The organism is Ktedonobacter racemifer DSM 44963 (assembly GCF_000178855.1).
GTDB lineage: Bacteria > Chloroflexota > Ktedonobacteria > Ktedonobacterales > Ktedonobacteraceae > Ktedonobacter > Ktedonobacter racemifer.
Map to the genome: position 1 here is coordinate 2026963 of NZ_ADVG01000001.1, position 25533 is coordinate 2052495.

At 54.7% G+C, this 25533-nt stretch carries 21 protein-coding genes, 1 pseudogene and 1 riboswitch; of the genes and pseudogenes, 5 read left to right on the forward strand and 17 right to left on the reverse strand.

Annotated features, from left to right (window positions below):
- Nucleotides 1-105: 105 nt before the first annotated feature.
- Nucleotides 106-534: a thiol-disulfide oxidoreductase DCC family protein gene (locus KRAC_RS08870; RefSeq protein WP_007906193.1), complete on the forward strand. Its 429-nt coding sequence runs from the start codon at nt 106-108 to the stop codon at nt 532-534.
- 106 nt (nt 535-640) lie between these two features.
- Here KRAC_RS08870 and KRAC_RS08875 read toward each other — a convergent pair whose 3' ends face one another.
- The 10 genes and pseudogenes from KRAC_RS08875 to holB all read right to left on the reverse strand — a co-directional run bounded on the left by KRAC_RS08875 (nt 641) and on the right by holB (nt 11873).
- Nucleotides 641-1621, reverse strand: a complete 981-nt coding sequence (locus KRAC_RS08875; protein ID WP_007906194.1) for a DMT family transporter — start codon at nt 1619-1621, stop codon at nt 641-643.
- 136 nt (nt 1622-1757) lie between these two features.
- On the reverse strand, nt 1758-3062 hold the full coding sequence (locus KRAC_RS08880) for an NF041680 family putative transposase (protein ID WP_007906195.1): 1305 nt from the start codon (nt 3060-3062) through the stop codon (nt 1758-1760).
- Between the two features lie 329 nt (nt 3063-3391).
- Nucleotides 3392-4729 (reverse strand): alanine--tRNA ligase-related protein, encoded by a 1338-nt coding sequence (locus KRAC_RS08885; protein WP_007906196.1) that lies wholly within the window; start codon nt 4727-4729, stop codon nt 3392-3394.
- Between the two features lie 597 nt (nt 4730-5326).
- The gene (locus tag KRAC_RS08890) at nt 5327-6256 is read right to left on the reverse strand and encodes a hypothetical protein (protein WP_007906197.1); all 930 of its coding nucleotides are present in this window, start codon (nt 6254-6256) and stop codon (nt 5327-5329) included.
- A gap of 142 nt (nt 6257-6398) precedes the next feature.
- A pseudogene (locus KRAC_RS75710) lies at nt 6399-6644 on the reverse strand (zinc ribbon domain-containing protein); the annotation flags it as partial.
- Nucleotides 6526-7818, reverse strand: coding sequence for an RNA-guided endonuclease TnpB family protein (locus KRAC_RS61125; RefSeq protein ID WP_007906198.1), 1293 nt, complete (start codon nt 7816-7818; stop codon nt 6526-6528). The gene KRAC_RS61125 and the pseudogene KRAC_RS75710, both read right to left, overlap by 119 nt.
- A gap of 35 nt (nt 7819-7853) precedes the next feature.
- Nucleotides 7854-8456: an IS607 family transposase gene (locus KRAC_RS08900; RefSeq protein WP_007906200.1), complete on the reverse strand. Its 603-nt coding sequence runs from the start codon at nt 8454-8456 to the stop codon at nt 7854-7856.
- 250 nt (nt 8457-8706) lie between these two features.
- Entirely contained in the window at nt 8707-9717 is a 1011-nt protein-coding gene (locus tag KRAC_RS08905) for an NAD-dependent epimerase/dehydratase family protein (protein ID WP_007906211.1), read from the reverse strand.
- A 144-nt stretch (nt 9718-9861) separates the two neighbouring features.
- Entirely contained in the window at nt 9862-10659 is a 798-nt protein-coding gene (locus KRAC_RS08910) for an enoyl-CoA hydratase/isomerase family protein (RefSeq protein WP_007906213.1), read from the reverse strand.
- A gap of 182 nt (nt 10660-10841) precedes the next feature.
- Nucleotides 10842-11873 (reverse strand): DNA polymerase III subunit delta', encoded by a 1032-nt coding sequence (gene holB / locus KRAC_RS08915; protein WP_007906215.1) that lies wholly within the window; start codon nt 11871-11873, stop codon nt 10842-10844.
- 535 nt (nt 11874-12408) lie between these two features.
- Here holB and KRAC_RS61130 point away from each other — a divergent pair.
- Together KRAC_RS61130 and KRAC_RS08925 are read left to right on the forward strand one after the other, a co-directional pair.
- A complete protein-coding gene (locus KRAC_RS61130) occupies nt 12409-13194 on the forward strand; it encodes an RNA polymerase sigma factor (RefSeq protein ID WP_052568108.1) in 786 nt (261 codons plus the stop codon).
- Nucleotides 13191-15155: an anti-sigma factor family protein gene (locus KRAC_RS08925; protein WP_007906220.1), complete on the forward strand. Its 1965-nt coding sequence runs from the start codon at nt 13191-13193 to the stop codon at nt 15153-15155. The genes KRAC_RS61130 and KRAC_RS08925 overlap by 4 nt, the downstream gene beginning before the upstream one ends.
- A 91-nt stretch (nt 15156-15246) precedes the next feature.
- Here the strand turns inward: KRAC_RS08925 and KRAC_RS08930 are convergent, their stop codons facing one another.
- The 7 genes from KRAC_RS08930 to mtnA all read right to left on the reverse strand — a co-directional run bounded on the left by KRAC_RS08930 (nt 15247) and on the right by mtnA (nt 23672).
- Complete coding sequence (locus tag KRAC_RS08930) at nt 15247-15846, reverse strand: DUF1003 domain-containing protein (protein ID WP_007906222.1); 600 nt, start codon at nt 15844-15846, stop codon at nt 15247-15249.
- 167 nt (nt 15847-16013) lie between these two features.
- The gene (locus KRAC_RS08935) at nt 16014-17165 is read right to left on the reverse strand and encodes an acyl-CoA dehydrogenase family protein (RefSeq protein WP_007906224.1); all 1152 of its coding nucleotides are present in this window, start codon (nt 17163-17165) and stop codon (nt 16014-16016) included.
- 276 nt (nt 17166-17441) lie between these two features.
- On the reverse strand, nt 17442-18686 hold the full coding sequence (metK, locus tag KRAC_RS08940; protein WP_007906226.1) for a methionine adenosyltransferase: 1245 nt from the start codon (nt 18684-18686) through the stop codon (nt 17442-17444).
- 275 nt (nt 18687-18961) lie between these two features.
- A riboswitch (SAM riboswitch) is annotated at nt 18962-19102 on the reverse strand.
- 331 nt (nt 19103-19433) lie between these two features.
- Nucleotides 19434-20702, reverse strand: coding sequence for an adenosylhomocysteinase (gene ahcY, locus KRAC_RS08945; RefSeq protein ID WP_007906230.1), 1269 nt, complete (start codon nt 20700-20702; stop codon nt 19434-19436).
- A gap of 90 nt (nt 20703-20792) precedes the next feature.
- The gene (locus tag KRAC_RS08950; protein ID WP_007906232.1) at nt 20793-21731 is read right to left on the reverse strand and encodes a PfkB family carbohydrate kinase; all 939 of its coding nucleotides are present in this window, start codon (nt 21729-21731) and stop codon (nt 20793-20795) included.
- Nucleotides 21732-21786: 55 nt separating this feature from the next.
- A complete protein-coding gene (locus tag KRAC_RS08955) occupies nt 21787-22413 on the reverse strand; it encodes an HD domain-containing protein (RefSeq protein ID WP_007906233.1) in 627 nt (208 codons plus the stop codon).
- A 149-nt stretch (nt 22414-22562) separates the two neighbouring features.
- The gene (gene mtnA, locus KRAC_RS08960) at nt 22563-23672 is read right to left on the reverse strand and encodes an S-methyl-5-thioribose-1-phosphate isomerase (protein ID WP_007906235.1); all 1110 of its coding nucleotides are present in this window, start codon (nt 23670-23672) and stop codon (nt 22563-22565) included.
- 464 nt (nt 23673-24136) lie between these two features.
- Between mtnA and KRAC_RS08965 the strand changes: the two genes are divergently transcribed.
- Together KRAC_RS08965 and KRAC_RS08970 are read left to right on the forward strand one after the other, a co-directional pair.
- Complete coding sequence (locus KRAC_RS08965; RefSeq protein ID WP_007906236.1) at nt 24137-24673, forward strand: RNA polymerase sigma factor; 537 nt, start codon at nt 24137-24139, stop codon at nt 24671-24673.
- Nucleotides 24670-25263, forward strand: coding sequence for an anti-sigma factor family protein (locus KRAC_RS08970; RefSeq protein WP_007906237.1), 594 nt, complete (start codon nt 24670-24672; stop codon nt 25261-25263). Before KRAC_RS08965 ends, KRAC_RS08970 begins: the two co-directional genes overlap by 4 nt.
- Nucleotides 25264-25533 lie beyond the last annotated feature (270 nt).

Genomic DNA, 25533 nt, shown 5'->3' on the forward strand with positions numbered 1-25533 from the left:
TTTAAGAGACCAGAAGAGAGGACCCTGCGCTGGCAGGGTCCTCTCTTCTTGCGCTACAATAGGAGAAAAAGCCACAGAAAGCTATGTACACCAAAGGAAGAGACCATGCCAACCGTTGAGGAGCTTCCCATGACCGGGGCGCAGGAGAAACTGCTGGTCATTTTCGATGGCAGTTGCGATTTCTGCACCGCAACCGTCCAGACGATTCAGCGCTGTGATTGGCGCGACACCTTTCGCTTCGCGCCCTTTCAGCAACCCGGCCTGCCAGAGCAGCACGGATTAACCATCGCGCAATGTGAGCAGGCCGTATGGATCATCATGCCGGATGGTCATAAGTTCGCGGGCGCGCATGCTGCCAGCTCTATTCTCGATGCCATCCTGATTCTTCCTCTCTTCAACACTCTCTACCAGCTTCCCCCTTTCGCGCATATTGCGAATACACTCTATGCCTGGGTCGCCCGCAATCGTAGCCACTTTCCCGGCGTGACCCCCTACTGCCAGCGACCCGGCGCGCAATGCGGTGCGACGCAATAAATATTCACCAACTTGTAGGGTCCATGCTGGCATGGACTCTTTGCCCATAGGCCGATATCTTGCTGCTTGAAAGTCGCTTCGCTCGGAGTCCATGCCAGCATGGACTCTACAAGCTGGCGGATATCTCCTGGGATGGTACTTCTGCCTCAGCGAGCTCGGCAGGCTGTTCCGCTCGCACACTCACCTTTCCCTTAAGGTTAATCAGCAAGACACCCAGAATAACGACCAGGCCGCCACCCAGCGCGAGAGCGGATGGCACCTCTCTCAACCAGAGCCAGGCAATGATGAGCGAGAACACGGGTGAGATATTGAGGAAACTTATGGCAGCTGAGGCACTCGTACGCGAGAGAGCAAAGGTCCACACGAGATTGGCGACAGCCGCGGGAAACAGGCCCAGAAACACAATAGCCAGCGTCGCCCCCAGCGGGGCATGCGGCAACTCCTGCCAGAGAGTGGGAAGGAAGATCAGCATAAAGAGTGTGCCACCCCAGAGGTTATACGTCGCCAGTTCCAACCCACTATATTTGCGTAGATAACGCTTCTGAACCACAAAATAAACGCTCTCAGAGAAGGATGCAAGCAGGATAAGCAAGGCACCTGGAGTAAAATGTAGCCCGCCATTGCCATTCAACGAAATCAAGGTGACACCTGTAAAGCTGACCAACAGGCCAACCCAGCCCCACACAGAGAAGTGCTCTCCCAGGAACACCGTCGCCAGGATGACCGTGAAACAGGGGACAGTAGCAATTAAGAGGCCCGCGGTCCCCGCCGAAACGCTCGTCTCGCCATACGTGAGGCCCAGTTGGTACACAGTAATACCAATAAACCCCAGCAGGATCATTGCCGGGATATCACGCCTATCAGGCATACGCATGCGCGTGACCAGCGCATATATAAGCAAAGCCCCTGAAGCGATCAAAAAACGCAATAAGATCAATGCTCCGGCGCTATACCCCGTCAAACCCGCGCGAATACCCGCGAAGGCCGAGGCCCAGAGCACAAGCGTCAGCGATAGCGCGACGAGAGAGGGCACATCCCGAGGCGAACGACGCTGCATAGTCTGAGAAGATGGATGTAGGCGCGACATAATTTTAATAAAACTCCTTCAAGAAACAGAACCTTTTTATATTATTGCTGTTTAGATAAACAGGACTTGTGAGAACTTGCAACGCAAGTTCTGCAAAAAGGAAAACATGCTCACATTGACGACTCTCGTCGAGAGATTAGCCCTTGGTTTTAGCTTTGCGCTTGCTTTTGAGAACCACGCCATAGCGTGGAGCAGGCTGCGGGTGAAACCCACAGGCTCGTCCTGGCGAATTTCCTCGTGGTTGGCACGTCCGAGCTGGGGTTCCAAACTGCACCAAAAGGGAGGGCATCGTCCGACGAACCTGTCGGGGGGTCAGTGGACGTTGCATCGGTTCCCAGGGCCGATACACGGCTTGTCCAAGCTGACGAGCCAATACCAATTGATTCAAGGCCAAAGCCACCAACAGACTCCAGCGCTCAAATTGCTCAGGCGTTCGGACATGGGCCTGAGTCCAGAGCAAGTCTTGCTTCATGAAACGATAGCCGTGCTCATGAGAAAAGCGAGAGGCATACGTTGGAGCAATCTCTCGCAAAGGCATCTCAGCCGAAAGCTGAACAAACCAGCTCTCACGCGGATCGCGCTTGGTGTCTTTGGCTCCTTCGCGTACCACGCGAACGGCACAGACCTCGACGTCACGACCTTGCTTGAAGTGCAATCCACTCCAACGGGTAATACTGATGGCCCCATCCTTCTCATCAGTTCCACTGAAGCTGCTCTCGGCTCCCTCCAGCGTCTCTGGTCGACTGCCTTGCAGCAGTGGTCCATCCAAGGGGATCCGACCTTTCGAGCTTTTGCGCACCAGCTTGCGATAGAGCTTGCGGTTGCGCTTGAGGCGAATGAGCACCTGGCAGCCCAACTGGTGAGAAGCACGCAAGAAGTCAGCAGTGGCATACCAGCGATCAGCCAGGATGATCACCCGACGCTTGAGCTGAGGAACGACCTCGCGCAGTTGGGTAATGGCCACCTCGATGGCCGTTTGATCGGTGCGGATGCGCCGTTGGTCCAAAATACCCACCCAACTGCCAGGGGAAGTGGGCAAGAGCATCACTGTCGAAAACTGCCATCCCACACTCACTGGTTTGCTGGCACGAGGCATGTTGGGGACGTAGATGATGCCACGATCTGGGCTGGTCTCTGCTTCAGGACGAGGCACACTACTGCTATCGACACTGATGCAGATGGGGTCCTCGCCCGCTCGCTGCTGCAAGAACGCCTGGATGCAGACCGTGCGCAAGGCCGCTTCATTGATCTTGCCAGTGCTCAATCCTTGATAGAGACTCGACCAGCGGCGTTGGAAGCAAGGCGATTGCGACAATTCCACCAGCGAGCGAGCTTGAGGTTCACTCAGCAAAGCATCACAGAGATTGAACAACGCATCGGCTCCACGCTCAAAGCACGCGTAGGCCTGCTGACGAAAATCGATCAATGTGTTAAAGTACATTCACGTAATGCTCATTTCTTGTTGTTTTTTCTTGTTGAAAGAACATTACGTGATGTGGCGGCTCTTGGCAATCAAGGCTGCCTTTTTTCTTAGGTTATCCAAACTCCAATATATTATTGTATTCATCGATATCTATCTACAGTATAGGTAACATATGCTAGGGTGCCAATTATTCTCTGCAATAAAAGAGAGAGCACATGTCACCTCCAGCCCTTGGTAACATGCACTCCTCTATTACCTTGACGCACTACAATACAACTTAAGATCATTTTGGTAGAGGCAATTGGCAAATTCGTCTGGCACAACATATAGCAAGCGACAAACAATCATCAGGAAGACTGGAAATGTGTCTTCACGCTTACGCGACTCACCTGGCTGTGCTGCTGGCGCGCCTGTTCGTAGCGCTGCCAATCGATGGAGAGTCCTCGCTCCACGAGAATCTCCGCCGCCAGGTCCGCCGGGAAGCCGCGCTCCGCGTGCAGCTGGAACAGAACCCGCCCATCGACATAGCCTCGCTCGTTCGCCTCAACGTGCTCCAGCAGGCTCAATCCCTGAGTGAGTACCCGTGAAAACATGCGCTCTTCGTTGGTCACAACCTGCACCAGTCCTTGCACCTGGGAGTGCTCCTGCGGCATGAGCAGTGAGCCATGCCCTTCCGCCAGGGGCGACAATAGCTCGCCAAGGAAGGGCTGCTCCAGTCCCAGCACACGCCCCTGGCACGCCGCGCGGCGAATAAGCCTGCGTACCACAGAGCTACGCCCATCGCGCCCGGGCCGCACATCCACCAGGCCCGCCAGGAGCACCGCGCGCATGTGGTCAACAATCATTCGTCGCGTGCGCCTCACCTCGCCTTCTTGCTCGGGCACCAGTTCGCGTAAGCGCTCTAGCGCAGGCAGAAACACATCTGTGGAGAAGACAGACTCAGCCCCCTGCAAGATCGTCGCTATACGTTCCAGGCCCATCCCGGTGTCGATATTCCTCTGGGGCAGCGTGGTAAGCGAGCCATCCGCGTGCCGCTCATACTGCATAAAGACCAGGTTCCAGACCTCCATAAAGCGCTCACAGTCACATCCAGGACGGCAGGTCGCGCGCCCACACCCCAGTTCCATACCACGATCCACGAAGATCTCCGAGCTGGGACCACAGGGGCCAGGACCCTCACCCATCGTCCAGAGATTATCCTCACTCCCCAGGGATACAATCCGCTCACTGGGCATGCCCACGCGCAACCACTCGCTGATCGCCTCATCGTCGCCGGGCAACCCCAGAGGTTCGTCGCCCGCATAGACGGTTACCCAGAGCCGCTCTCGCTCTACCTCCAAATGCTGTAACAGGACCTCCAGCGCCATCTCTATCGCTTCACGCTTCCAGTACTCTCCTATCGACCAGTTGCCAAGCATCAAAAACGCGCTCATCTTACGGTCATTACTGCCTACCGCCTCGACATCATCAGTCCGCAGACAGCGCTGCACCGAGCTAAGACGCGGCGAGGGAGGCAAGGTCTCCGCTCGCAGATAGGGAAGCAGCGGCTGCATACCCGCGATAATAAAGGACGTGCTGTTACCAGGCACCGCGAGGGGGGTGGAAGGCAACTCATAATGCCCATGCCCACGAAAGTAACTCAGGTAGCGCTCAACGATCTGAGAAGAACTAAACACTGTCGTCATGATGTATCCATCTCCTTTTGTATTTACGTACTAGTATCTACGGCTCGCCAATACGGGATCGATTGCTCTCAAATGGAAGCGTTTTAGCTCGGAGACGATGTTTTCGCGCATACAAAAAGCCCGCCCCAAGCATAAACGCTCAGGGCGGGCTGTTCTATCTATTGCTAAGCTTTAGCAAGCCCGTGGTACCACCTGAATTGAAAACCTCCGCCAAGCCAACAAGACCGGGCAAAGCTTCTCCACTCTACAGGCACGGAAGCAAACCGCCTTTGCAAGAATCAAGCACACAGGCTGGCTCTTCGATGCCTTGCCCCATGGTAACGGAGGGCGACCGGCTAGAATTACTTACCCATTACCGCGTTCAGCAAGAACACGTCCATGAGTGTTTGTTCCGCATCGTGGCTCATTTGAGAGCCTGAGGGGGGCCTACCAGGTCCATCCAAAGCGACGGGCTTGCACTCTCCCCATCTCGCTGGTCTTTTTGGCTGTCCGCTGATTTCGTCCCTCGCGACGATTTCTGTATCACAGCAAATTGTATGTTATATGTCAAGTATACGGATGATCTAGAAGAAAGTCAAGCTTTGCAAAACTTTGTTCTTAACACTGGCGCAGAAGATAGCCTACGACCTCATAGCCGCGCCCCAGACGCTCGTTCTCGGGAAGATCGGTAATCCATTCCCAATGCCGCTCCTCCAGGACCGTAAACTGCTCTTGTACAAGGTCAAAGAAGCCACGTGGAACAAGGGGAATATCTCTGCGATGGCTGGCATCGTGATCGGTTCCGTAGACGTTAAAGGCAAAGCCACGCACATCGCTCAGCAGCAATATCAAGCCATCCTGGTCCAGCAGAGAGCGAAGCAGGTGCAGGTGAGCGTTGATGACGCGCAGGCGGAAGGCTTGCGCGGCCTCCTGGTAGCGTCGATGGCGTTCCTGCTCGCCAAGTAGATCAGGTGCTACGGCTTGAATCGCGTCCAACAAATCAAGAATGGGATAACTAAATAGCTGCGACATGACCAGTGAGCTTACGACGAGGCCATATTGCGCGCTGCCCAGGTCATCAATCACAGGTGGGTCAAGCACGGGACACTCTTCCAGACACTGGGCTGCAGCGTCAAAGACCGCACTACTCCCCTGTTTAAACAGCTCATCCCAGCGCCTGCGACGGGTGTGGCGCAGCAACTGGCCGCTCACCTGTCCGCTCAGATCGCACTCGACCAGGCGCATCCTGCGGCGCTGGCCTGGACTCTTCAGTTGTTCATCGCAGGCGCGCCGCATCCCCGCCAGATCGAGGTCAGCCAGCACGAGTTCATCGGCGCCCCGGCATAACGATACCAGGGGCACCTCAGTACAGCCGCCCGCCCCCAACACAGCGATGCTAGCGGAAGTACTGGCGGAGCGCCGATGCAACGCAAGCTGATACATAGCCTCGCACTGCTCTAGATGCTGCGCTGCATGGGTACGCAACCATTCTCGTCGCTCTGGCCCCTGCGTTTGCGCATTGCTATAAGAAAGATTCTCTATCCGCACTATTGTCCCTCTACCTCTCCACTTGAGATGATGCTCGAATTCTACCGTTCTCCGACACTTGGACAAATATGGACAAGCCACATTCACCCGGATCGGTTCCTGCTTCACCGAGGGCAGTTTCACTGAACCATCTCACGACGGATCAGCCAGAGCTGCCCTCTCCGACAGGCGTTTCACCCTTCCCGAGGAACTCCCGGTAGGGACCTGGCTGGCCGCTCAGATACAAGATCGCCAGCGCTGCCAGGTTCAGCGCGGCATTGAGGTCGCGATCAATCACCAGCCCACAGGCCGGATGCTCGCAGACATAGATGCGCTCTGAAAGGTCTATCTCTTCTTTGATATGGTTGCAGCCAGAGCACAGTTTGGTGGAAGCAAACCAGCGATCTGCCCACAGCAGGTTTTCTCCTTGCCAGAACGTTTTGTAGCCCATTTGCCGCTTGAACTCGCCTAATCCGACATCGCTGATTGCCAGAGCCAGCTTGTGGTTCAGTGCGCATCCCTGCCACATGGAGGTCTTCAAGCACGACCACGGCAGGACGCCTCTGGGCATCCAAGGCGCGAGCCTGGCGCAGCAGTTTTTTCATCTGCTTGGCTTTGACCTTGTTCGCAATGGTTTTCGGCAGGGGCTCTGGGGGCGACTCCTTCTTTGATCGCTTGCCACGCTTTGGCTTCACCTTGGCTCTCGGCTCTGGCAACGTAGCAGCAATCTCAGCTTTGCGGATTTCACGTTCTTCTGGAGGAAGTTGGGCGCGGGTGAGCTGGCTCGTGCCTTTGTGGAGAGCATCCTCGCGCACATAAGCGACGCGGGCATACTTGCGCGCTAATTTTTGACGGGCTTTGGCGCGGTTCTTGCTCCCGTTCTGTTTCCGGGAGAGCCAGCGATGCAGCCGCTTGATCCGCTTGAGTTCGGATGTGAGGGCTTTGGGGTTGGCAATGGCACGCCCATCGGAGCATTGGGCCAGGGTTTTGATCCCGGTATCTACGCCGATCGGCGGACCAGCTGCCTGTGGGGGATCGGGCACCTGCTCACTCACCTGCACCGAGACAAAACAGCGCCCTGCCTTTTCACTGACCGTGGCCGAGAGCACAGCGACGCCGCCGGTAGGCAAATAGCCACACTCGTGCAGGCGCAGCCGTCCGAAGCGCGGCAGTTCAATGGCTTGCTCATAGATATGAATGCTGCCTGTCAGCCGGAAACTGCCCACTCCTTTCCGTTTGGTCTTCGGCTTGGGGAACCCCAGCTTGCCTCTCCACTTGCCTTCTTTCTTGAGGTCACAGCGGCGGAAAAAGTTCCTGTAGGCTTGATCCAGATCGCGTAACGCCTCCTGCGGCGCGGCTTTTGACACCTCGTACATCCAGGGAATCTCGGTTTGCTTGAGCGTGTTCAATTCCCGGTGCAGTTCCATCGCACTGATCCAGCGTTTCTCCTGCTGATAGACCTCTTGCTTGCGTCTGAGCCCCCAATTCCAGGACCAGCGCGCTGCGCCTGCATGCTGTTTGCAGAGGGTGATTTGTTGGTGATTGAGATCTAATTGCGTGCGATAGCCGCGTGTAATCAGCATCGATCCGGTCCCGCCTGCCTCTTAAGAACGCCTCATCAAACGCACTCCTCGGTCCGCTCCTCTTTCATGACAGATTCCACGCACTGCTTGATGCGTTCGGCTCTGTGCCGAGAGCCGCGCCTGCCGTACATCCGGGCCGCCATACTGGTAATGAGGCTGACAACGTCATCGACGAGATCGTCCTGCGTCTCATGGGGAAAGATGGCTTCGATGCGGCGTCCCTGGGCTTGGAGCAGCGTTGTGAGATACCTCCACCCAAAACGGGTGCCACGATCGCGGCGTTCGACAAGAATGGTGCCAATACTTGGGTCGGCCAGCAGCTTGAGGAATTTCGGGCGGTTGTCGTTGAGGCCCGATGCAATTTCGACGACTTCTTTGGCCACTGGGTAGCCACGGGCCGCCGCGTAGTCGCGCAGGCGTTGCACCTGGCGCTCGAGATCGCTTTTTTGATCAGCAGAGGACACTCGCGCATACAAGGCGATGCGCCCCGTCTCGGGCTTCTCCACCACCGGATCGCGCACGATCACCGTCCCTGTGGGCGTTTGGTAGGCATCGAGCGTCCCGGCTTTATACCACCGCCAGGCGGTTTTATAGGTGACTCCAGCTTTTTTGGCATACTGACTTAACTTCATGTCCATATATTATCATGAAATATCCATATTAGTCAATGTGCTCTAAAATATTTTCAACCCCCAATTATAGAGCATAGAGCAACGCTTACCTCGGCTCGCTCCGCTCGCCTTTGGGTTAAGGGGTGTGTGCGTGAAAAACGGCAAGACCGTTTTTCACGCACACACCCCTTAACCTTGAGAAAATGGAAGTCTCCTGTGCCATCTAGAATTGCAAATCCCTAGAAGGGTAGGTCCTGGCGGCTAACGATTGACAGGCCTACTCACCCGCCCGGGCCTTCACATGATCATGCCAGGCAGAGAGTACCTCTCGCTCGCGCTCTGGGGAGAGCGTCTTGCCCAATGTCCCTTCGGGCTGCTGACTATGAATCCAGGCCAGGGTGTCGCGTGCAGTCTCCTCCAGGGAGCGGAAGGTCATGCCAGTGGAAACGGCTTTCGCGTTCTTCACGGTACAGAAGACATCGCCATCTTCGCCTGGTATCCAGAGCGGGAGTTGCATCCATGGCTGGATCTCCTGTTTCTCCAGAAAATCTTCCGCGACCCAGGTAAAATGCGCCTCGTTATTCAACGCGACCCGACAACGCTCTAGCACCTCGCCCAAAGGCTGTGGCTCTTGCGGGCCAATGGCGTTGAAGGCGCCCGTCTGCCTGGTTTCAGACATGCGCACCATCCACTCCGCCAGGTCGCGCACGTCAATCCACTGCAAGGGCATATCCCGGTGGTCTGGTGCCAGGACCTCGCCCCCCTGGGCCAGGCGATAGGGCCAATAAGTAAAACGATTGGAGGCATCCCAGGGTCCCACAATCAAACCGGGGCGCACTAGCAAGGCCTTGCCAGGAAAGGCCTGCTCAACCTCCTGCTCACACAGGGCCTTGAGCGGGCCATAGGTCTCGCCCGTGACCTCTTCAATGCCTGGATCTTCTAAGGTTGCCAGTGGATACTGCTCATCGATGCCCTTCTCTTTAAAGTCGCCGTACACGTTAATACTGGCGACAAAAGTATAGTGCTCAACTGAGCCAGCCAGTGCCTGCGCGGAGGCACGTACGATGCGTGGCACATAGCCGCAGGTATCAATAACCGCGTCCCACTTGCGACCCGCAAGCAGGTGCAAATCATGCTCGCGGTCTCCTAAAATCTCCTCCACCTGGGGAAAGAGACCTGGCCGCGTCTTGCCTCGGTGAAAAATAGTAACCTCGTGCCCACGTGCCAGGGCAGACTCAACAATATGCCGCCCCAGAAAAGCGGTTCCCCCTAATAATAAAAGCTTCATTCCATTCGCTCCTACTCCTTCATTATTTCAAGCAATATCCTTGCTCTCTAGCATAGCCGTCCAGAAGCTCACTGAACAGGGCAAAAATATGCTGGTAGCATAGGTTGATGAATGACCTATGCTACCAGCATATTTTTGTAAAGCCTATTTCCCCTGATATTTAGGAGCGCGCTTCTCAAAGAAGGCGCGAATGGCTTCTCTGTGATCTTCCGTGGTGATCGCGCGACCTTGCAGTTCGCCCTCCAGTTTGAGGGACGAGGCCAGGTCGCTATCCAGGCCCTGGTACATAAGCTGCTTGATCAAGCCATAGGCACGCGTAGGGCCATACGCCAGGCGTTGCGCGACCTGCAAGGTTGCCTGTTCCAGCTCGGCAGCGGGTACGCACTTGTTCACCAGGCCCAGGCGCTCGGCCTCTGGTCCGCTCACTTCATCCGCCAGCATTGCCATCTCCAGGGCCTTGCCAATACCTACCAGGCGTGGCAGAAAGTAGCCACCACCGCCATCAGGCACCAGGCCGATACGAGCAAATGCCTGGATGAAACGCGCGTTATCGGCGGCGATACGCAGGTCACAGGCCAGGGTAATATTGCACGAGATACCAGCGGCAACCCCATGTACCGAGGCAATGGTCGGCTTCGCCATCTTCTGCAAGGTGCGAATCAACTGGTGATACTTGCCCAGATGCTTGCTAACCTCCAACGGCTCCTCGCTGCCATCGGCCGAAGAGAACTCGCTCAGGTCCTGACCCGAGCCAAAACCACGCCCGGCTCCCTTCAGGATCACACAGCGGATATCCTCATCTTGCGCAGCCTCGGCGACAGCCTCGTTTAGCTCGGCGAGCATGCGTTCATTGAAGGCATTCAATACTTCGGGTCGATTCATCGTAATGGTTGAAATATGCTCTGAGGTTTGCGTTACCAGGTGCTGGAAATCACTTCGCATGCGTCCACTCCTCATCTTTGTGGTATGTGAAACTGGTGACATAAACATTTCATGGTGTGTCCGCGAAATAGTTTGTAGGGTCCATGCTGGCATGGACTCCGAGTGTAGCGACCTCCCTGCGCCTAGAAACCTGCACACGGGCCACAGAGTCCAAGCCAGCTCGGCCCCTACACTCTCTCTGACTATCCCTTTATTGTAGGCATATCCAGCATTAAAACTTCAAGGGCCATGCGCGTATTCACATTCTGCTCAAGTGCTTCCAGGGTCTTCAGGATCGAGCGCACCATCTGCTGCGCCTGATTGGGGAGAATTTTGCTGGCCTGCGTCTTGAGAAGGTCGCGCATATCGACATTGACGGTCAGGTCGAGGCAGTTATTGCTTGCCAGCACCAGGTCACGCCACCAGAGCAGGAAGAGTTCGAGCATCTCACGAGCACGTTCGCTATCACTGGCCAGGCGCTGCACGAAGTCAAAGCGCTGCACTCTATTAAGTGTTGGGAGCTTGGCCAGCCCCTCTAATTGGGCCTTGCGCTCCTCCATCATCTCTTCATCCTCAATGGCCTGCACGGCCCAACCCATACGCCCGGCAGCCAGGGCGGCTACCAGGTCGGCCTCCTTAGGATCGGCCTCCCAGTCCTCCACAAGCGCCTGGCGGATCTTCGTTGTGGTCAGGAGTTGCATGGGCAACTGTTGCACACGCGAGATAATCGTGGGCAATAGTAGACCTGGTTCCGGCACGGTCAGGAGAAGTACCACGTCTGGCTCTGGCTCCTCCAGCGTCTTGAGCAAACAATTTGCCGCCTGCACATTCATCTGGTGAGCGTCGGGTATGAGGAAGACGTTTCGTCGCCCCTCCAGCGTGCGCCGCGACGAGTCGTTCTGCAAAGCACGAATCTGCTCAATGACGATAAATTGCTTATCGGGAGCCCTGGTCACAACGTGCACATCTGGATGATTGCTATGCAGCACCTTGCGGCACGCCAGGCAGGTATTACAGGGGTTGAGCGGAGACACACGAGGGTCTGGACCACCCGTACAGAGCAAGGTCTGCGCAAAGCGATGCGCCAGGAGCGACTTACCAATACGTGGGGGACCGGAGAAGAGGTAGGCATGACGAACCTGCTGCGACGCCAGCAGGCGGCGCAAGATATCGATACTGTGTTCGTGGCCGATAATATTCCAGCCTTGTTGCGACTGTCCTTGCTCAGTTATCATGCTCCCATGGTACCAAAAAGCACGCCACTACGCAAGATAATAGGTGTGTCAGGTGGCGGGTGGGCGAAGCCCACCCGCCACCTGACACACGTTACCCGGAGGGCCACAGGTGCAAAAGCTGTCACCCCTTATCCTAAGCTACGCAGGCACGAAAGCAGATACTGAAGCTGCTCAGGTTGTGACCTGGGTACCACGGGAGAGGGCTTTGAGGGTTTGTATGCTATACTAAATCTCATGGGTAACGCAGAACAAGGACCAGGGCGATACAAACAGATTCCAACTCCTCGTTTACAACCAATCCGCCAGGCCTGGCGTATAAGTGTATAGGGTAGCGGTTTGTCAGCTTCGCGGGTTTCCTGTGTACCAGGCCACAGCGTTTTCTAGACAGCATATGCTATGCTACTTACTATATGCAAAAACTTCACAGACACACAACACAATCAGATTTAAAACTTCTGCAAAACTGATAAGGTCGATGTAACCAATGGATCTCCCTATCCGTTTGTACAATACAAATAGCAGTCTGCGTTCTTCTATGGAAGAGGAACGCCGAGGCTCTCCTGGAGGATCCACATCAGCCAGTCAGGATGAGGTAGAGCAACAGGCCCTCGAAACACAAGAAGTTCGCCCACAGGCGCCAGAACCTGAACCTGCTGACGAAGAACAGCAGCCACAGGTACAAACAAGCGAGCATGTGAGCGTAGAGGACTTCGAGGATATCTTTCAACGATATCAAGGGCCTATTACGAACTATATCTACCACCTCATTGGCAACCGGGAGCAAGCCTACGACCTGGCACAAGACGTTTTCGTCAAGGCATACAGGGCATTATTAGGAGGCACACAAGTACAGCCAGGGGCACTTTCTGCCTGGCTATACCGTATCGCGTCAAATACGACCACTGATACTCTGCGCAGGCGCCGCCTGATTTCCTGGCTTCCACTGTCGCTCTTTAATGAAGATCGCGGCATTGGCGCTGGCGTTGTCTCAGACAACGGGAACTCGGGTGGAGAGAGCTACGCGGGCGATGAGCAGGTACATGAGGCGCGGGCAACAGCGGTCAGTACCGCCTATGAGCGCAATGGCTACGATGGCGGGAAGTTCGAAAATCGCGTTGCTGATCGCGAGCTTGTGGAGCGTGTATTCAATCAACTGCCTCCTAAATACTCTTCTTGCCTCTGGCTATACGAGAACGACGGCCTATCTTGTGCAGAGATTGCTGAAGTGCTCAATATCAGTGCATCTGCGGTTAAGATGCGCCTGATGCGAGCACGGGAACGGTTTATCGCATTGTACAAAAAAGAGGTCGGTGAAGATTGAACTGCAATAGAGCGCGAGAACTCCTCGCTAATTATCGAGATATACAAAAGGAGCGGGCGGCAATCCTCCCAGAGCTAGATGCTCACCTGGAGATTTGCTCTGCCTGTCGCCAGATTCAGCAACAGAGCGACTTTATCGGTGCAAGTGTTCGCTCTCTACCTACATTGTCCCCAGCGCCGGAGGCACATGCTAAACTCATGCGCGCGCTCGCTGCTGAGCATACGCGCTATATTCAGCGTGCAACATCTTCAGAACTCTCAACACCGACACCTGCTTTCCTCAAGCCCTATCTCAAAGATATCGTCGCCGAGGAAAAACACCTGGAGCCACTTACCACCTTTTCGTCAGCGGAAACCGGTCCCCTTCCTGTTATTGCTATTACACGCAAGCGTCCACGCCTAGCACGTATGGGACCAACCACGATCGTTGGTCTCGCCGCCGCTGTGCTGATGCTGATTATGGCGGGTGGTATTTCGTCCCTGGTGCTCATGGCACAAATGAATAATGGGAAACCTGGAGGGTCTCCTGGGGGGCCAGCCTATGTGACTGGAGGTACAAATATCTCCGTTGCCAGTGTTGCGGTACAGACGTCCTACCCGCATGTCGTCAGCGCGCTCGCGGACCGCAATACTATGTACTTCAGCGCCTATCAAGATGGTAGCGAGCCCGAATGGATGCTCGAACAGGTCCACCTCAACACAAACAACGACCCATCTATCACACCGGTACCGCTGCTGGACAAACCGACAACGAGTAACATCTATCTGCTTGAGAACGTCCAGAACTGGCTCATCTGGTTACAACTGGATAAACCTAAAACCACCACGGGCAAGCCTCTAGATACGCAGAATAGCTCGCTCACACGCACCTGGAGCCTCGACGCTCTCTACGTGGGTTCAGGAGATACTAAAACTGACAACAAGAGCCTCCCAGGTGAAAAGAACGAGGCTAGCGCCAACCGGCCCATTACCCTCCTCAAGGGCCTGTATGACCAGAATACGGTTCCGGCATGGGTAAACTCGCCCCTCCAGGGAACCAGCACCTATCAGAATGACCTGCTGGTCTCCTGGCTTGATAATCAGGGTACCTCCCATCTGACACGCTACCAACTCGATGCTCAGCAGGCGCCAACGTCCGAGGAGCTGGCCCATGTCAATGCGGGCCATGTTCTGACGTCTCCCACCGCAAGCAGCGATGGCAGAAGCATCTACTGGGGAGAAGAGTGGGCCACGAACGATAATGTCTTGCATGGCAATATCTGGCAGAGCCAGGAAGAGGAGGCCGCGCCAGAGCATGGCCGCTGGGCGCCGCATATCGAGACGGTACGTTCGCTGTTTAAAAACGATGAAGCCTCCTTCCATCCACATGTAGTGGGCGACACGCTCTTTATGCTGAGCACGCTCCCCCTGGATGCCTCAAATCAAACAAACAAGCCGTCACCTATTATTACGACAGACGCACAGACGCCAGTGGCCTCGCTTACGCCTTCCGCGGCGAAAAGCACCCCTGTGCTCACCCCTTCTGTGACCACAGGCCAGGACGAAACACCTATCACGCAACCAACCCAGGCGCCCCTGATCGCAAAGAGCGATCCCAATGCCTATCCATTACAGGCCGATGCCATGGTCCAGGGAACACTCTTTGGCTATCAGCTCAGTGACACCACGCTGGCGCCCCAACAATTTGGCGATGAAGGCCAGTCCATGGCTCTCCAGGGTGGCAACCGCTTCTTACTCTGGCAGAACAAGAACAAGAGCATTAATATGTTCGATGTTCTGACTAACACCCCCGTGGGAGTGGGAACCCAGATTCCAGCCAACACACTCTTCCTCTCCATCCATGGAGATACCACTGTGTGGCTGATTCCTCCCGACGCCAATGCGAACACGACTCAGCCAGCCAATACGGTCACCTTTAAGACCTTTAACTGGCCCACGAAGATCGTCTCCCCCAACAACTAGACGGCTTAATGCACCAAGAAAGGCGAGAGGAAATTTCCTCTCGCCTTTCTTCTTTACGTTCCTTACGCCCTCTTAACTTTTCGTTCCACCTTTATTTATCCGCGTCTGGCGTGATATTCTTCATGGCTTCCTGCGCCAGTTGAGGATCGATTTTGCTCAAGTAGCTCAACATTTGCTGATGCTGGGCCTCTAAACGCTTGTTCTGGTCCTGCAAGCTCTGCACAACCTGGAGAATTAAGCTGTCCTGGTGGTCCAGGTGCTCCATAATATTCCTGATCTCCTCCTCGCCTTTGCTATCAGTAATGTAGTCATTCTGGGCAGTAAGCCTATCCTTTTCAGCCTGCCGATTTTGTGAGATCATGATAAATGGCGCGGCGAACGCTGCTTGGAATGAGAGCGCCAGATTCAACAGAATGAATGGATAAGGGTCAAAGCGGCCGAAATATGCTTGCACACTATTAAAGAGAATCCAGACCAGAAGAATAAGACTCTGAATAATAATAAAACGCCAGCTACCCATGTTGGCCGCAACAGTGTCAGCCACTTTTTGCCCAACAGTCAAATTTTGATCGGCTGCCTCATTCACATTGACAACAGGCCCGTGCTGCTTATGGTCGAAACGAGGAAACCTCAACTGTCCCAGGCTCTTGTGGTGAGCCTCTTTTTCATTCAAAGCGGGTGTGATGCTCATCAAGAAACTCCTTTTTCGTTTTTTTGTCCACCCCTTCGCCCTCCCATTGCATACCCTACTTCATGAACTTTAAAGAGACATGAAATTGGGACAGCAGGATGGCCTCCCCAGCAATTGCCGAGGAGGCCATCCTGCGTTTTCTCTTCCAGGTAGACAACGTTTCCCAACTAGCAGCCAAGCTCCTTGGCGATCAGCATACGCTGCACCTCGCTTGTGCCCTCGCCAATCTCGTTGATCTTGACGCTGCGCCAGTAGCGAGACACAGGATATTCATCCATAAAGCCATAGCCGCCATGGATCTGTACCGCCTGGTCTGCCGCGCGCTTGGCCGTCTCGGACGCAAAGAGCTTGGCCATTGAGGCCTCGCGCCGATAGGGCTTCCCTTGCATATGCAGCCACGCGGCTTTATAGTACATCAGGCGTGCCAGTTCAATCTCCATATCCATGTCGGCAAGCTTAAACTGAATGGCCTGGTATGTACTAATCGACTTGCCAAACTGCTTGCGCTCTCTGGCGTAACTCAACGCCTCATCCAGGCAGGCCTGGGCCAGGCCAACGGAGAGGGCCGCAATCGCGACGCGCCCCGCATCCAGGATTTGCATAAATTGTTTGAAGCCATCACCACGCTTCCCCAGAATATTCTCTTCGGGAACCATACACTCCTCAAAAGAAAGCGGGCGGGTATCCGAGGCCTTCCATCCCATCTTCTTATATGGATTCCCGATGACATAGCCAGGCGTACCCTTTGGTACAATCAAGTTGGTGATTTCTTTGCGCCCATCTGGACGTTGACCCGTCACTGCCGTAATCGTCACGCCGCCCGTTATATTGGTTCCGGCATTGGTAATAAAGACTTTGGAGCCATTGATATGCCACTGGCCATCCTCCTTGAGCACAGCACGCGTGCGCGTCCCGCCCGAGTCAGAGCCAGCCTCTGCTTCCGTGAGGCCAAAGGCCCAGAGCCGTTCACCAGTAGCGAGAGGGAGCAGATAGCGCTGCTTCTGTTCCTCACTGCCAAAGAGATAAAACGGGGTCGCCCCTAGAGAGGTGTGCGCCTCCATGGTAATGCCCACCGAGACATCACCACGCGAGATCTCTTCTATAGCTAGACAGTACGAGAGAAAATCCGCGCCCGCGCCACCATACTCCTCAGGAAATGGCAGTCCCAGCAGGCCCAATTGCCCCATCTTGCCAACCAGGTCATAAGGGAACTGGCCAGTGGCATCCATCTCCTCCGCGCGCGGCTTAATCTCCTGCTCTGCGAATTCGCGACAAGTATCACGTATGGCTATCTGCTCGTCGTTGAGTGTAAAGTCCATACCGTTTTTCCTTTCTTGCAACAAGTTGCCTTTAGGTAAAGCGTAACAATCTCTACCAAGAACATATTATATCCGATTTCAGCAAAGCGTTGTTGCTTTCACCCCATCTACTTCGCGCCTGCGGCGCTCGGAGGTAGGGGATAGTGGCCTGGTGGGTGGGCATACGCCCACCCACCAGGCCACTATCCCCTACCAAAAAAGAAGAGAAGGCAAGAATGCGTGCGGGATCATCATCCCGCACGCATTCTTGCCTTCTCTTTTTAGATACCAGGTAGCTTATGAGAAGGCTTTGTCGCTCTCGATGTTGGCGCCCACGCCCTTGCGCAGCATGGGAACTTTGTTCAGCTCTTCCCAGGGCGCATCGATGTCGGTTCGCCCAAAGTGACCAAAGGCCGCGGTAGGCTGATAGATGGGCCGGCGCAGGCGTAGGTCCTGGATGATGCCCGCCGGGCGCAGGTCGAAGTGCTCATTGATCAGGCGAATGATCTCTTCGTCCGATACCTTGCCAGTACCAAAGGTCTCGACAAAGAGGGAGAGCGGACGCGCGACGCCGATGGCGTACGAGACCTGGAGTTCGAGGCGATCAGCCAGGCCAGCGGCCACAATATTCTTCGCGATGTGGCGCGTGGCATAGGCTGCCGAACGGTCGACCTTCGTGGGATCTTTGCCACTGAAGGCACCGCCACCATGACGCGCCATGCCGCCATAGGTGTCCACGATAATCTTACGCCCCGTCAGGCCAGCGTCGCCCATCGGTCCACCCAGCACAAAACGCCCCGTGGGGTTCACAAAGATCTTGGTCCTTGAGTCAAGCAGGTGCTCAGGAATCACCGGCTTGATAATATGATCGGTTACATCCTGCTGGATCTGTTCGCGATCCACATACTCGGCGTGCTGCGTTGAAACGACGATGGTATCTACACGCACAGGCTTGCCATGCTCATACTGGATGGTGACCTGTGCCTTGCCGTCCGGGCGCAAATAGGTCATCGGGCCATTGCCGCCCCAGGACTTGCGACGGACCTGCGAGAGCTGGCGCGTCAACTTATGCGCCAAGCTGATTGGCATAGGCATATACTCAGGCGTCTCGTTACAGGCGAAACCAATCATCATGCCCTGGTCGCCTGCGCCAACGCGCTCCAGTTCATCATCGCTGAGATGCAACTGGACATCGCGCGCCTCTAGCGACGCGCTCACGCCCATATCAATGTCGGGAGACTGCTTGCCAATTGATGTTACGACGCCACAGGTGCGATAATCGAAACCATAGTCTGCATTAATGTAGCCAATTTGCTCGATTGTTTTCCTTACAAGTGCGGGCATATCCACCCAGGCAGAGGTCGAAATCTCACCTGCCACCAACACCAGGCCAGTCGTCGTTGCCGTCTCACACGCTACGCGTGCTAGGGGATCCTGCGCGATAATCGCATCCAGGATGGCATCAGAAATCTGGTCACACAATTTATCTGGGTGCCCCTCTGTGACCGACTCACTGGTAAAAAACGACTTTGGGCTCTCCATAAAATTACTCAAAGGTTGGCACCTTCCTCTCTTACAACAAGGTTCATCTACATGAACGTACGCCAGAAACAGGTGGAATGGAATGCAACCAGGGTCACGCCTGTGGGCGCGAGGAGCGACGCGGGATATTTTCTCTTGCCTTACTTCTTCTCCGAAAACCCTGAGCGTGAAGCGCTAGCCACGCGAGTGGCATTGGGGTTCGGAATAAGATCTTAGCGAATTGTAGGCATAAAAAAAACCCTTGCTTAGCAGGGGTATGGCATTTATGCTCATTCCCCTCATCTTGCGGCTATAAAAAGTCCGCCGGAATTGGCACCCTTCTCCCTCGTCTTGCCTCATTACTCATGAATACAAAACAAGTTAAGCGGGTTGCCGGGCTTCGTCGGGCCGTGTCCCTCCACCTCTCTTGATGAGAGCGATCTCATGCGTATTTTGTTTCATTTTCGAAGTACAGCGCTTCAGCAGAATGCTGCCTGAGCGCTTTTTATTGGTTTTATTCTACGTCAAAGATTCATCCATTGTCAACTACACAAGAGATAGCAAAGGGCTCTCCAGTTCTTGCCTCGGCTCGCAAGCTCGCCCTGGGGTAAGGGGGGGTGGGAAATGGGGCCGCAGGCCCCATTTCCCACCCCCCCTTACCCCAAGCACTACAGGCGCGGCTAAGAGAGAGTAGAGGATGGGCGTGTGGTGCGAGCAGATTGCCCGCGCCACACGCCCATCCAATGTATTCTTAAGAACCTGTAGAGATTAGGTGCCTGACTCCCAGGAGTTGAGATACTTCTCTTGCTCAGAGGTCAGCGTGTCGATGCGAATCCCCATCGACTGGAGCTTCAACCGGGCGATCTCTTTATCGATATCAGCCGGGATGGTGTAGACGCGAGGCTCAAGGTCCTTGGCCAGCTTGAGCATATACTCGGCACCAAGGGCCTGGTTGGCAAAGCTCATATCCATCACGCTCGCAGGATGACCCTCGGCGGCGGAGAGGTTGACGAGGCGACCCTCAGCCAATAGATAAACGCGGCGGCCATCGCTGTAAGTGTACTCATCAACGAAGTCACGTACGCGGCGCTTGTTGGTCGCCAGCTTCTCTAGCGCGGGGATGTTAATCTCATCATTGAAGTGGCCGGAGTTTGCAATCAACACGCCGTTCTTCATATGCTCCAGGTGATCCTGGTCGATCACGTTGATGTCGCCGGTGACCGTCACGAGGATGTCACCGATCGCGGCAGCCTCGACCCCAGGCATGACGCGGTAGCCATCCATAACAGCCTCAAGCGCGCGTGTAGGATCGACTTCGCAGACGACCACGTTCGCGCCCAGGCCATGACCACGCGACGCGACACCGCGACCACACCAGCCATAACCAAAGACGACCAGGGTACGACCCGCGAGCAGCCTATTGGTCGAGCGAATAATGGCATCTAGTGTGCTCTGGCCCGTACCATAGCGGTTGTCGAACATATGCTTGGTATCAGAGTCATTGACGGCCAGCACGGGGAAGCGTAGCACCTCTGCCTTTTCCATGCTCTTCAGGCGAATGACACCCGTAGTTGTCTCTTCCAGGCCCGCGACCACATTTTCTACCAGCTCGCTACGCGAGGTGTGCAGGATCGAGACCAGGTCACAACCATCATCCATGGTCATGTTCGGCTTGTGATCAAGCGCCGCATTGATATGACGATAGTAGGTCTCATCATCCTCGCCCTTGATAGCATAAGTGGGAATACCGTACTCGCTTACCAGGGCGGCTGCGACATCATCCTGCGTCGAAAGCGGGTTGGAGGCGCACAGTACCAGGTCGGCACCACCAGCCTTGAGCGTAATCGCCAGGTTCGCGGTCTCAGTTGTGATATGCAAGCAGCCAGACATGCGCACGCCTTTCAGCGGCTGATCTTTGATAAAGCGCTCGCGGATCAGGCGCAGTACCGGCATATCTTCCGCGGCCCACTCGATGCGGTCCTTACCGCGAGCAGACAGCGAGAGATCCTTTACATCACCACGCGTTGAAATAGCCATTCTATAAATGTTCCCTTCTTAAACAACAGCAAAACTGAATAGTATTGTACAACAAATCGCTTCGATTGGCAGAGAGCCAGGTACAGGTTCTTAGCGCACGTTCCAGTGTGGATCAAAATGCGAGTAGGTCACAAGCTCGTTATAACGCTGCTTGATATCCGCTATCGACAATTCGCGCAGACCATTGATACTAAAGTCACTGCACGCAAAGGAGCCAATAATGTTGCCATGGACCACTGCACGCTTCATATCTTCCGCGCTATAGGCACCATTGGAACCAGGCTCGACCGTAGAGAGATAGCCAAGAAGGCCACCCGCAAAGGCATCGCCTGCTCCTGTTGGATCGATGACCTCTTCGAGAGGATAGGCTGGAGCGCTGAAGTAGGTTGCATCCGCGCCAAAGAGGAGCGCGCCATAGCTTCCCAATTTCACCACCAGGTATTTCAAGCCCATATCCAGCAACTGGCGTGCGCCCGCAAGGATGCTCGCCTGCTCGGTATACTGGCGTACCTCTTCCTCACTCATAAGCAGGACATCGACGCGCTTGATGATCTCGGTCAACTCCTGGCGCGCGGCCGTAATCCATAGCTCCATCGTATCTAGCACGGTCAGGCGCGCATTGGGTGCCTGTTCTAAAACCTCCAATTGCAGGGAGGGCTGGATGTTTGCCAGGAAAAGCAGGGGACTCTGACGATAGGTCTCTGGAACGACCGGGTGGAAATCCGCGTACACACCCAGTTCAGTGTAGAGTGTATCGCGATGGTTCATATCCAGGTGATAGCGCCCACCCCAGGAAAACGTCTTGCCCTCCTGTATCTGCAAGCCACTGAGATCGATATGATGGCGTTGCCAGAATTCTAAATGCTCGCGGGGAAAATCACTGCCAACGATAGCGACCATGTTGACTTCGTCATAGAGCGATGCCGCCGTCGCGAAAAAGGAAGCCGCGCCACCCAGGACGCGATCGGCCTTCTGAAAAGGGGTCTCAATAGCATCTAAGGCCACAGAACCCACAACAAGAATCGACACTACTTACAGCCTCCAAAAGAGTTTTCTTCATCAGAGGGGATTGTACCACGTTTTTCTATACAGGCGTAGCATCACTCAAGTGCTCAATCACACCATCGAGAAAGGCCAGTGTGCGGTGAAACTTCTCCTGCGCCATGTCACGGGCTGGGTCAGTCTGCAAGGACTGGTAGAGTTCAATAAAGCGCTCTTCAACATGCCGCAAGACCGCAGCCAGGACATCGCCATTCACCGCGCGATTGGGATAGCGCGCGCCAAACTCAATTAGCGAGGTTACAACAGCTAACCCACTCAAGCGCCCCAATTTGTCGGCATCATAGAGAAGACGAGCCTCCACAGGAACGTACGGCTGGGTATCGCTCGTCTGCAAAGTGTGCGTTAGAATGATCTGTTCCACCTTTTGCGCCAGGGCATCAGGAGCCTGTTCGCGCTGCAAGAAAGAGAGAGCCATATCTGCTGACTTGCGATGGTGATCCACAAAGCCATGCGCAACGTTAGAGATGTCATGCAAATATGCCGATACAACCAGCGCCTCCATATCGATAGGCGCCGCATCTTCTTGTGCCTCCAACTGGAGGGCGAGCATTTTACAATTAGCGACTACCGCGCTGGCATAGCGCAATCCCTCGCTCCCCAACACCTCTTCCACATACTGTGCGGTCGTATGTACAATATCGGTTTCCATCTGCAGAACCTCCCTATAGTCAAATTACGTATCGCCTTTGATTGTGCTCTGATCTATGCTTCCCAGGTGGGAAGATACGCTGTACCTGCTGGCATGCAGCAGTATCATTGCTCATGTTCGCGGAAAAGAGCGCATGCGCCACCCGGTTCTTACTCGGATTTGCTGGACATCATTTCCCCCAGTGAAGTTGTAAAGGGAGCGCGCGCCACACCGCAATCAGTAATGAGTGCCGTTATATATTCATGAGGAGTAACATCAAACGCGGGATTAGCAACCGTGACGTCCCAGGGCGCCACCCGCTCACCGCGTATGCTCGTAACCTCTTCCGCGTTCCGCTGCTCAATCGGGATCAGCTCACCGGATGCAAGCGTCAAATCAACCGTCGAGAAGGGCGCGACGACGTAGAACGGGATGTGGTGGGCATGAGCCAGGACAGCCACGCTATATGTGCCTATTTTATTTGCCACATCCCCGTTCGCGGCGATACGATCAGCCCCGACAAAGACCGCCTTGATCCCCCCATGCCGCATAAAATGGCCCGCCATATTGTCAGTAATCAACGTTAAAGGAACCCCCGCTTGCTGCAATTCCCAGGCCGTCAGACGTGCCCCCTGCAACACGGGCCGGGTTTCATCCACAAACACATGCACATGCTTGCCTTGTTGCTGCGCAATATAGATAGGCGCAAGCCCCGATCCCATACCACTGGTTGCCAGGGCGCCTGCATTGCAATGTGTTAGCAGCGTATCCCCATCCTGAATAAATTGCGCACCCAGCTCGCCCATACGCTTGCAAGAAGCCGCATCCTCAGCCGCAATTTGGAGCGCCTCTAGCTGCAACAGTTGAGCTAATTGCCGCAGGGTCTTGACCTGTAGCTCATCAGAAGCACGCCGAGCGCAATCCTGCATGCGTTCCAGCGCCCAAAAGAGATTGACAGCGGTCGGGCGCGTTGTCCCCAGGAGTCGCTTGGCCTCGCCCAGTGCGGCATAGGCCTCATGTAAGAGCATGCGCTCACCCTGCTCCCGCCACAGGCGTTGAGCCGCCAGCGCCATCCCTAAAGCCGCCGTCACTCCAATCGCAGGCGCGCCCCGCACCTTTAAGGATACAATCGCCTCGGCCACCTCATGCTCATGGCGCAAACGCAGTACGTTCACCTGCAACGGTAAGCGACTCTGATCCACCAGGCAGACAGCAACTCCCTGCTCATCCTCCTCCCACCAGACCGTCCGTACCTGTTGGCACTGGATTTGACTCTTCATAATGAGGGCACAAGCCTCCTTCAAGATATTAGCTGGACACTAGACACCAGGGAGCGTTGCCGGGTATCGAAAAGAGGGAACACACGCCCTCTAAACACATCCCCCAGCCTCAGTGTTGGCAAAAGCCTGTTTGGCAAAAGCCTAGAAGCTCCCTTAATGTAACGAGAGGGGAAAGCAAGTAAGCATTGTCCGCCCAATAGTACTACACCATCATGCAAAAATAGCAGGAAATACCCTAAAGTATGCTACCATGATAGACGAAACATAGCATAACTGCAAGTCTCTTAAGACGACTTTAAACATGTTACTGATTGCAGTAGTTGTCCGTTCCACTAGACAGAAGGATGAAGCCATCCCGACAGGTGTACGCGCCTGGTCGTGTTATGTTGCCCATTTATGGATGCTTATCTCTTGCTTGGAACGGACAAGGTGATAATTTGTAGCCATCGAAGGGATAACAACGCATGGCCCGGGTGGAAACAAAGGAATGTACTTGGTCCTTTGAGCAAATCTACGACGAATATAAGACAGCTATTTATAACTATGTCTATCATTTAGTGGGTGACCGCGAACAGGCCGACGATCTAACGCAAGACACGTTCTTGAAGGCCTTTCGCGCCCTTCCTAAAATGGATTCTAATCTCAAATTGTCGGCCTGGCTCTATCGTATCGCGACGAATACCGCTTATGATGCGCTCCGTCGCCGCAAGTTGATTGCCTGGTTACCCTGGCAAGATCTCGATCATGAACCAGCCGATGTTGAGAGCGCGGATCCACAGGAAATTTATGGCACCACTGAGTTGGTACGTGCCGCGCTTCGCCGTATGCCTCAACAATATAGGGCGGCCCTCATCCTCTATACACAGGAGGGGTTCTCCTATAGCGAGATCGCACACACCCTCAACATCGCTGAGAGCGGCGTAAAAATGTACCTATCGCGCGCGCGTCAGTCCTTTCGAGAGCATTATCGGTCCTTGGAACAGGGAGGAGCGGCAAAATGAAATGCGAGCAGGTCAAGGAACTTCTCAGCCCCTACCTTGACGCACAGCTCGCAACCGATATCTATCAACAGATAACCAGCCACCTTCAATATTGCCGCTCCTGTAGTGAGGCACTTGCGGATTTTCGCTATTTTGATACTCTACTTGCCCGCATCCCGCGCGTCGCACCAGATGCCTCACTCTATGCACACATCTTCACCTCGCCCTCCCGCCAGGTGTCCAGTGGCGCATACGCATCTTCACATACACAGAATACCACCGCAACGTCTCTCCCTCGCTTCGCCAGGGCAGGGCGTCCACACCTCGTCGCCTTACAGGGAGGGCGCGACCATTTCCCCCCTGTCACAACACGACGAGCCAACGATGAGCGCGAGGTCAATACCGATAAAGTCGCGCTCCCACCAGTCATCCGCCCTCTGCAACCCATCACGCCTTCCCACTTACAACCACAGGCTTCCTCGAAACCTGGGACCCAACAAGGCCATCCACTCACCTTGCTGCTGTTTCTTGGGGCACTCTTTCTCTCCTTTCTCGCAGGCCTTCTCATTGGCATTTATCTATGGACGCCCGTACTGAGCCACTTCATTTAAATGGCTTGTTTTCGACGTCCGGGACCCTACATTCTCTTTGTTTTTTTCCTTCCTGCATTTGGCAAACAAGGTTCCTGAAGGGAAAGGCTGACGTTATCTTGAAACGTGCAAACCTGTAAAAGATATTTTTCTGTTTTTTTACGTTTTTCACCCTCTTTAATTACTATTTTCAACAAATTTCTGTAGAAACAGAAATTTGACCTTAAAAGTGATAACTATTTGCGTTCTTATACGTTATAATACATAGGCCTGGGATGGAGAGCGGGGTGT

What these genes read in the sequence shown, in the direction of transcription:
- KRAC_RS08935 (WP_007906224.1), bottom strand. Translation starts at nt 17,165, where the DNA reads ATGGACTTTACACTCAACGACGAGCAGATAGCCATACGTGATACTTGT.
- KRAC_RS08965 (WP_007906236.1), top strand. Translation starts at nt 24,137, where the DNA reads ATGGCCCGGGTGGAAACAAAGGAATGTACTTGGTCCTTTGAGCAAATC.
- KRAC_RS08930 (WP_007906222.1), bottom strand. Translation starts at nt 15,846, where the DNA reads ATGAGCATCACACCCGCTTTGAATGAAAAAGAGGCTCACCACAAGAGC.
- mtnA (WP_007906235.1), bottom strand. Translation starts at nt 23,672, where the DNA reads ATGAAGAGTCAAATCCAGTGCCAACAGGTACGGACGGTCTGGTGGGAG.
- KRAC_RS61130 (WP_052568108.1), top strand. Translation starts at nt 12,409, where the DNA reads ATGGAAGAGGAACGCCGAGGCTCTCCTGGAGGATCCACATCAGCCAGT.
- KRAC_RS08910 (WP_007906213.1), bottom strand. Translation starts at nt 10,659, where the DNA reads ATGCGAAGTGATTTCCAGCACCTGGTAACGCAAACCTCAGAGCATATT.
- holB (WP_007906215.1), bottom strand. Translation starts at nt 11,873, where the DNA reads ATGATAACTGAGCAAGGACAGTCGCAACAAGGCTGGAATATTATCGGC.
- metK (WP_007906226.1), bottom strand. Translation starts at nt 18,686, where the DNA reads ATGGAGAGCCCAAAGTCGTTTTTTACCAGTGAGTCGGTCACAGAGGGG.
- KRAC_RS08885 (WP_007906196.1), bottom strand. Translation starts at nt 4,729, where the DNA reads ATGACGACAGTGTTTAGTTCTTCTCAGATCGTTGAGCGCTACCTGAGT.
- KRAC_RS61125 (WP_007906198.1), bottom strand. Translation starts at nt 7,818, where the DNA reads ATGCTGATTACACGCGGCTATCGCACGCAATTAGATCTCAATCACCAA.
- KRAC_RS08900 (WP_007906200.1), bottom strand. Translation starts at nt 8,456, where the DNA reads ATGGACATGAAGTTAAGTCAGTATGCCAAAAAAGCTGGAGTCACCTAT.
- KRAC_RS08875 (WP_007906194.1), bottom strand. Translation starts at nt 1,621, where the DNA reads ATGTCGCGCCTACATCCATCTTCTCAGACTATGCAGCGTCGTTCGCCT.
- ahcY (WP_007906230.1), bottom strand. Translation starts at nt 20,702, where the DNA reads ATGGCTATTTCAACGCGTGGTGATGTAAAGGATCTCTCGCTGTCTGCT.
- KRAC_RS08880 (WP_007906195.1), bottom strand. Translation starts at nt 3,062, where the DNA reads ATGTACTTTAACACATTGATCGATTTTCGTCAGCAGGCCTACGCGTGC.
- KRAC_RS08955 (WP_007906233.1), bottom strand. Translation starts at nt 22,413, where the DNA reads ATGGAAACCGATATTGTACATACGACCGCACAGTATGTGGAAGAGGTG.
- KRAC_RS08870 (WP_007906193.1), top strand. Translation starts at nt 106, where the DNA reads ATGCCAACCGTTGAGGAGCTTCCCATGACCGGGGCGCAGGAGAAACTG.
- KRAC_RS08970 (WP_007906237.1), top strand. Translation starts at nt 24,670, where the DNA reads ATGAAATGCGAGCAGGTCAAGGAACTTCTCAGCCCCTACCTTGACGCA.
- KRAC_RS08905 (WP_007906211.1), bottom strand. Translation starts at nt 9,717, where the DNA reads ATGAAGCTTTTATTATTAGGGGGAACCGCTTTTCTGGGGCGGCATATT.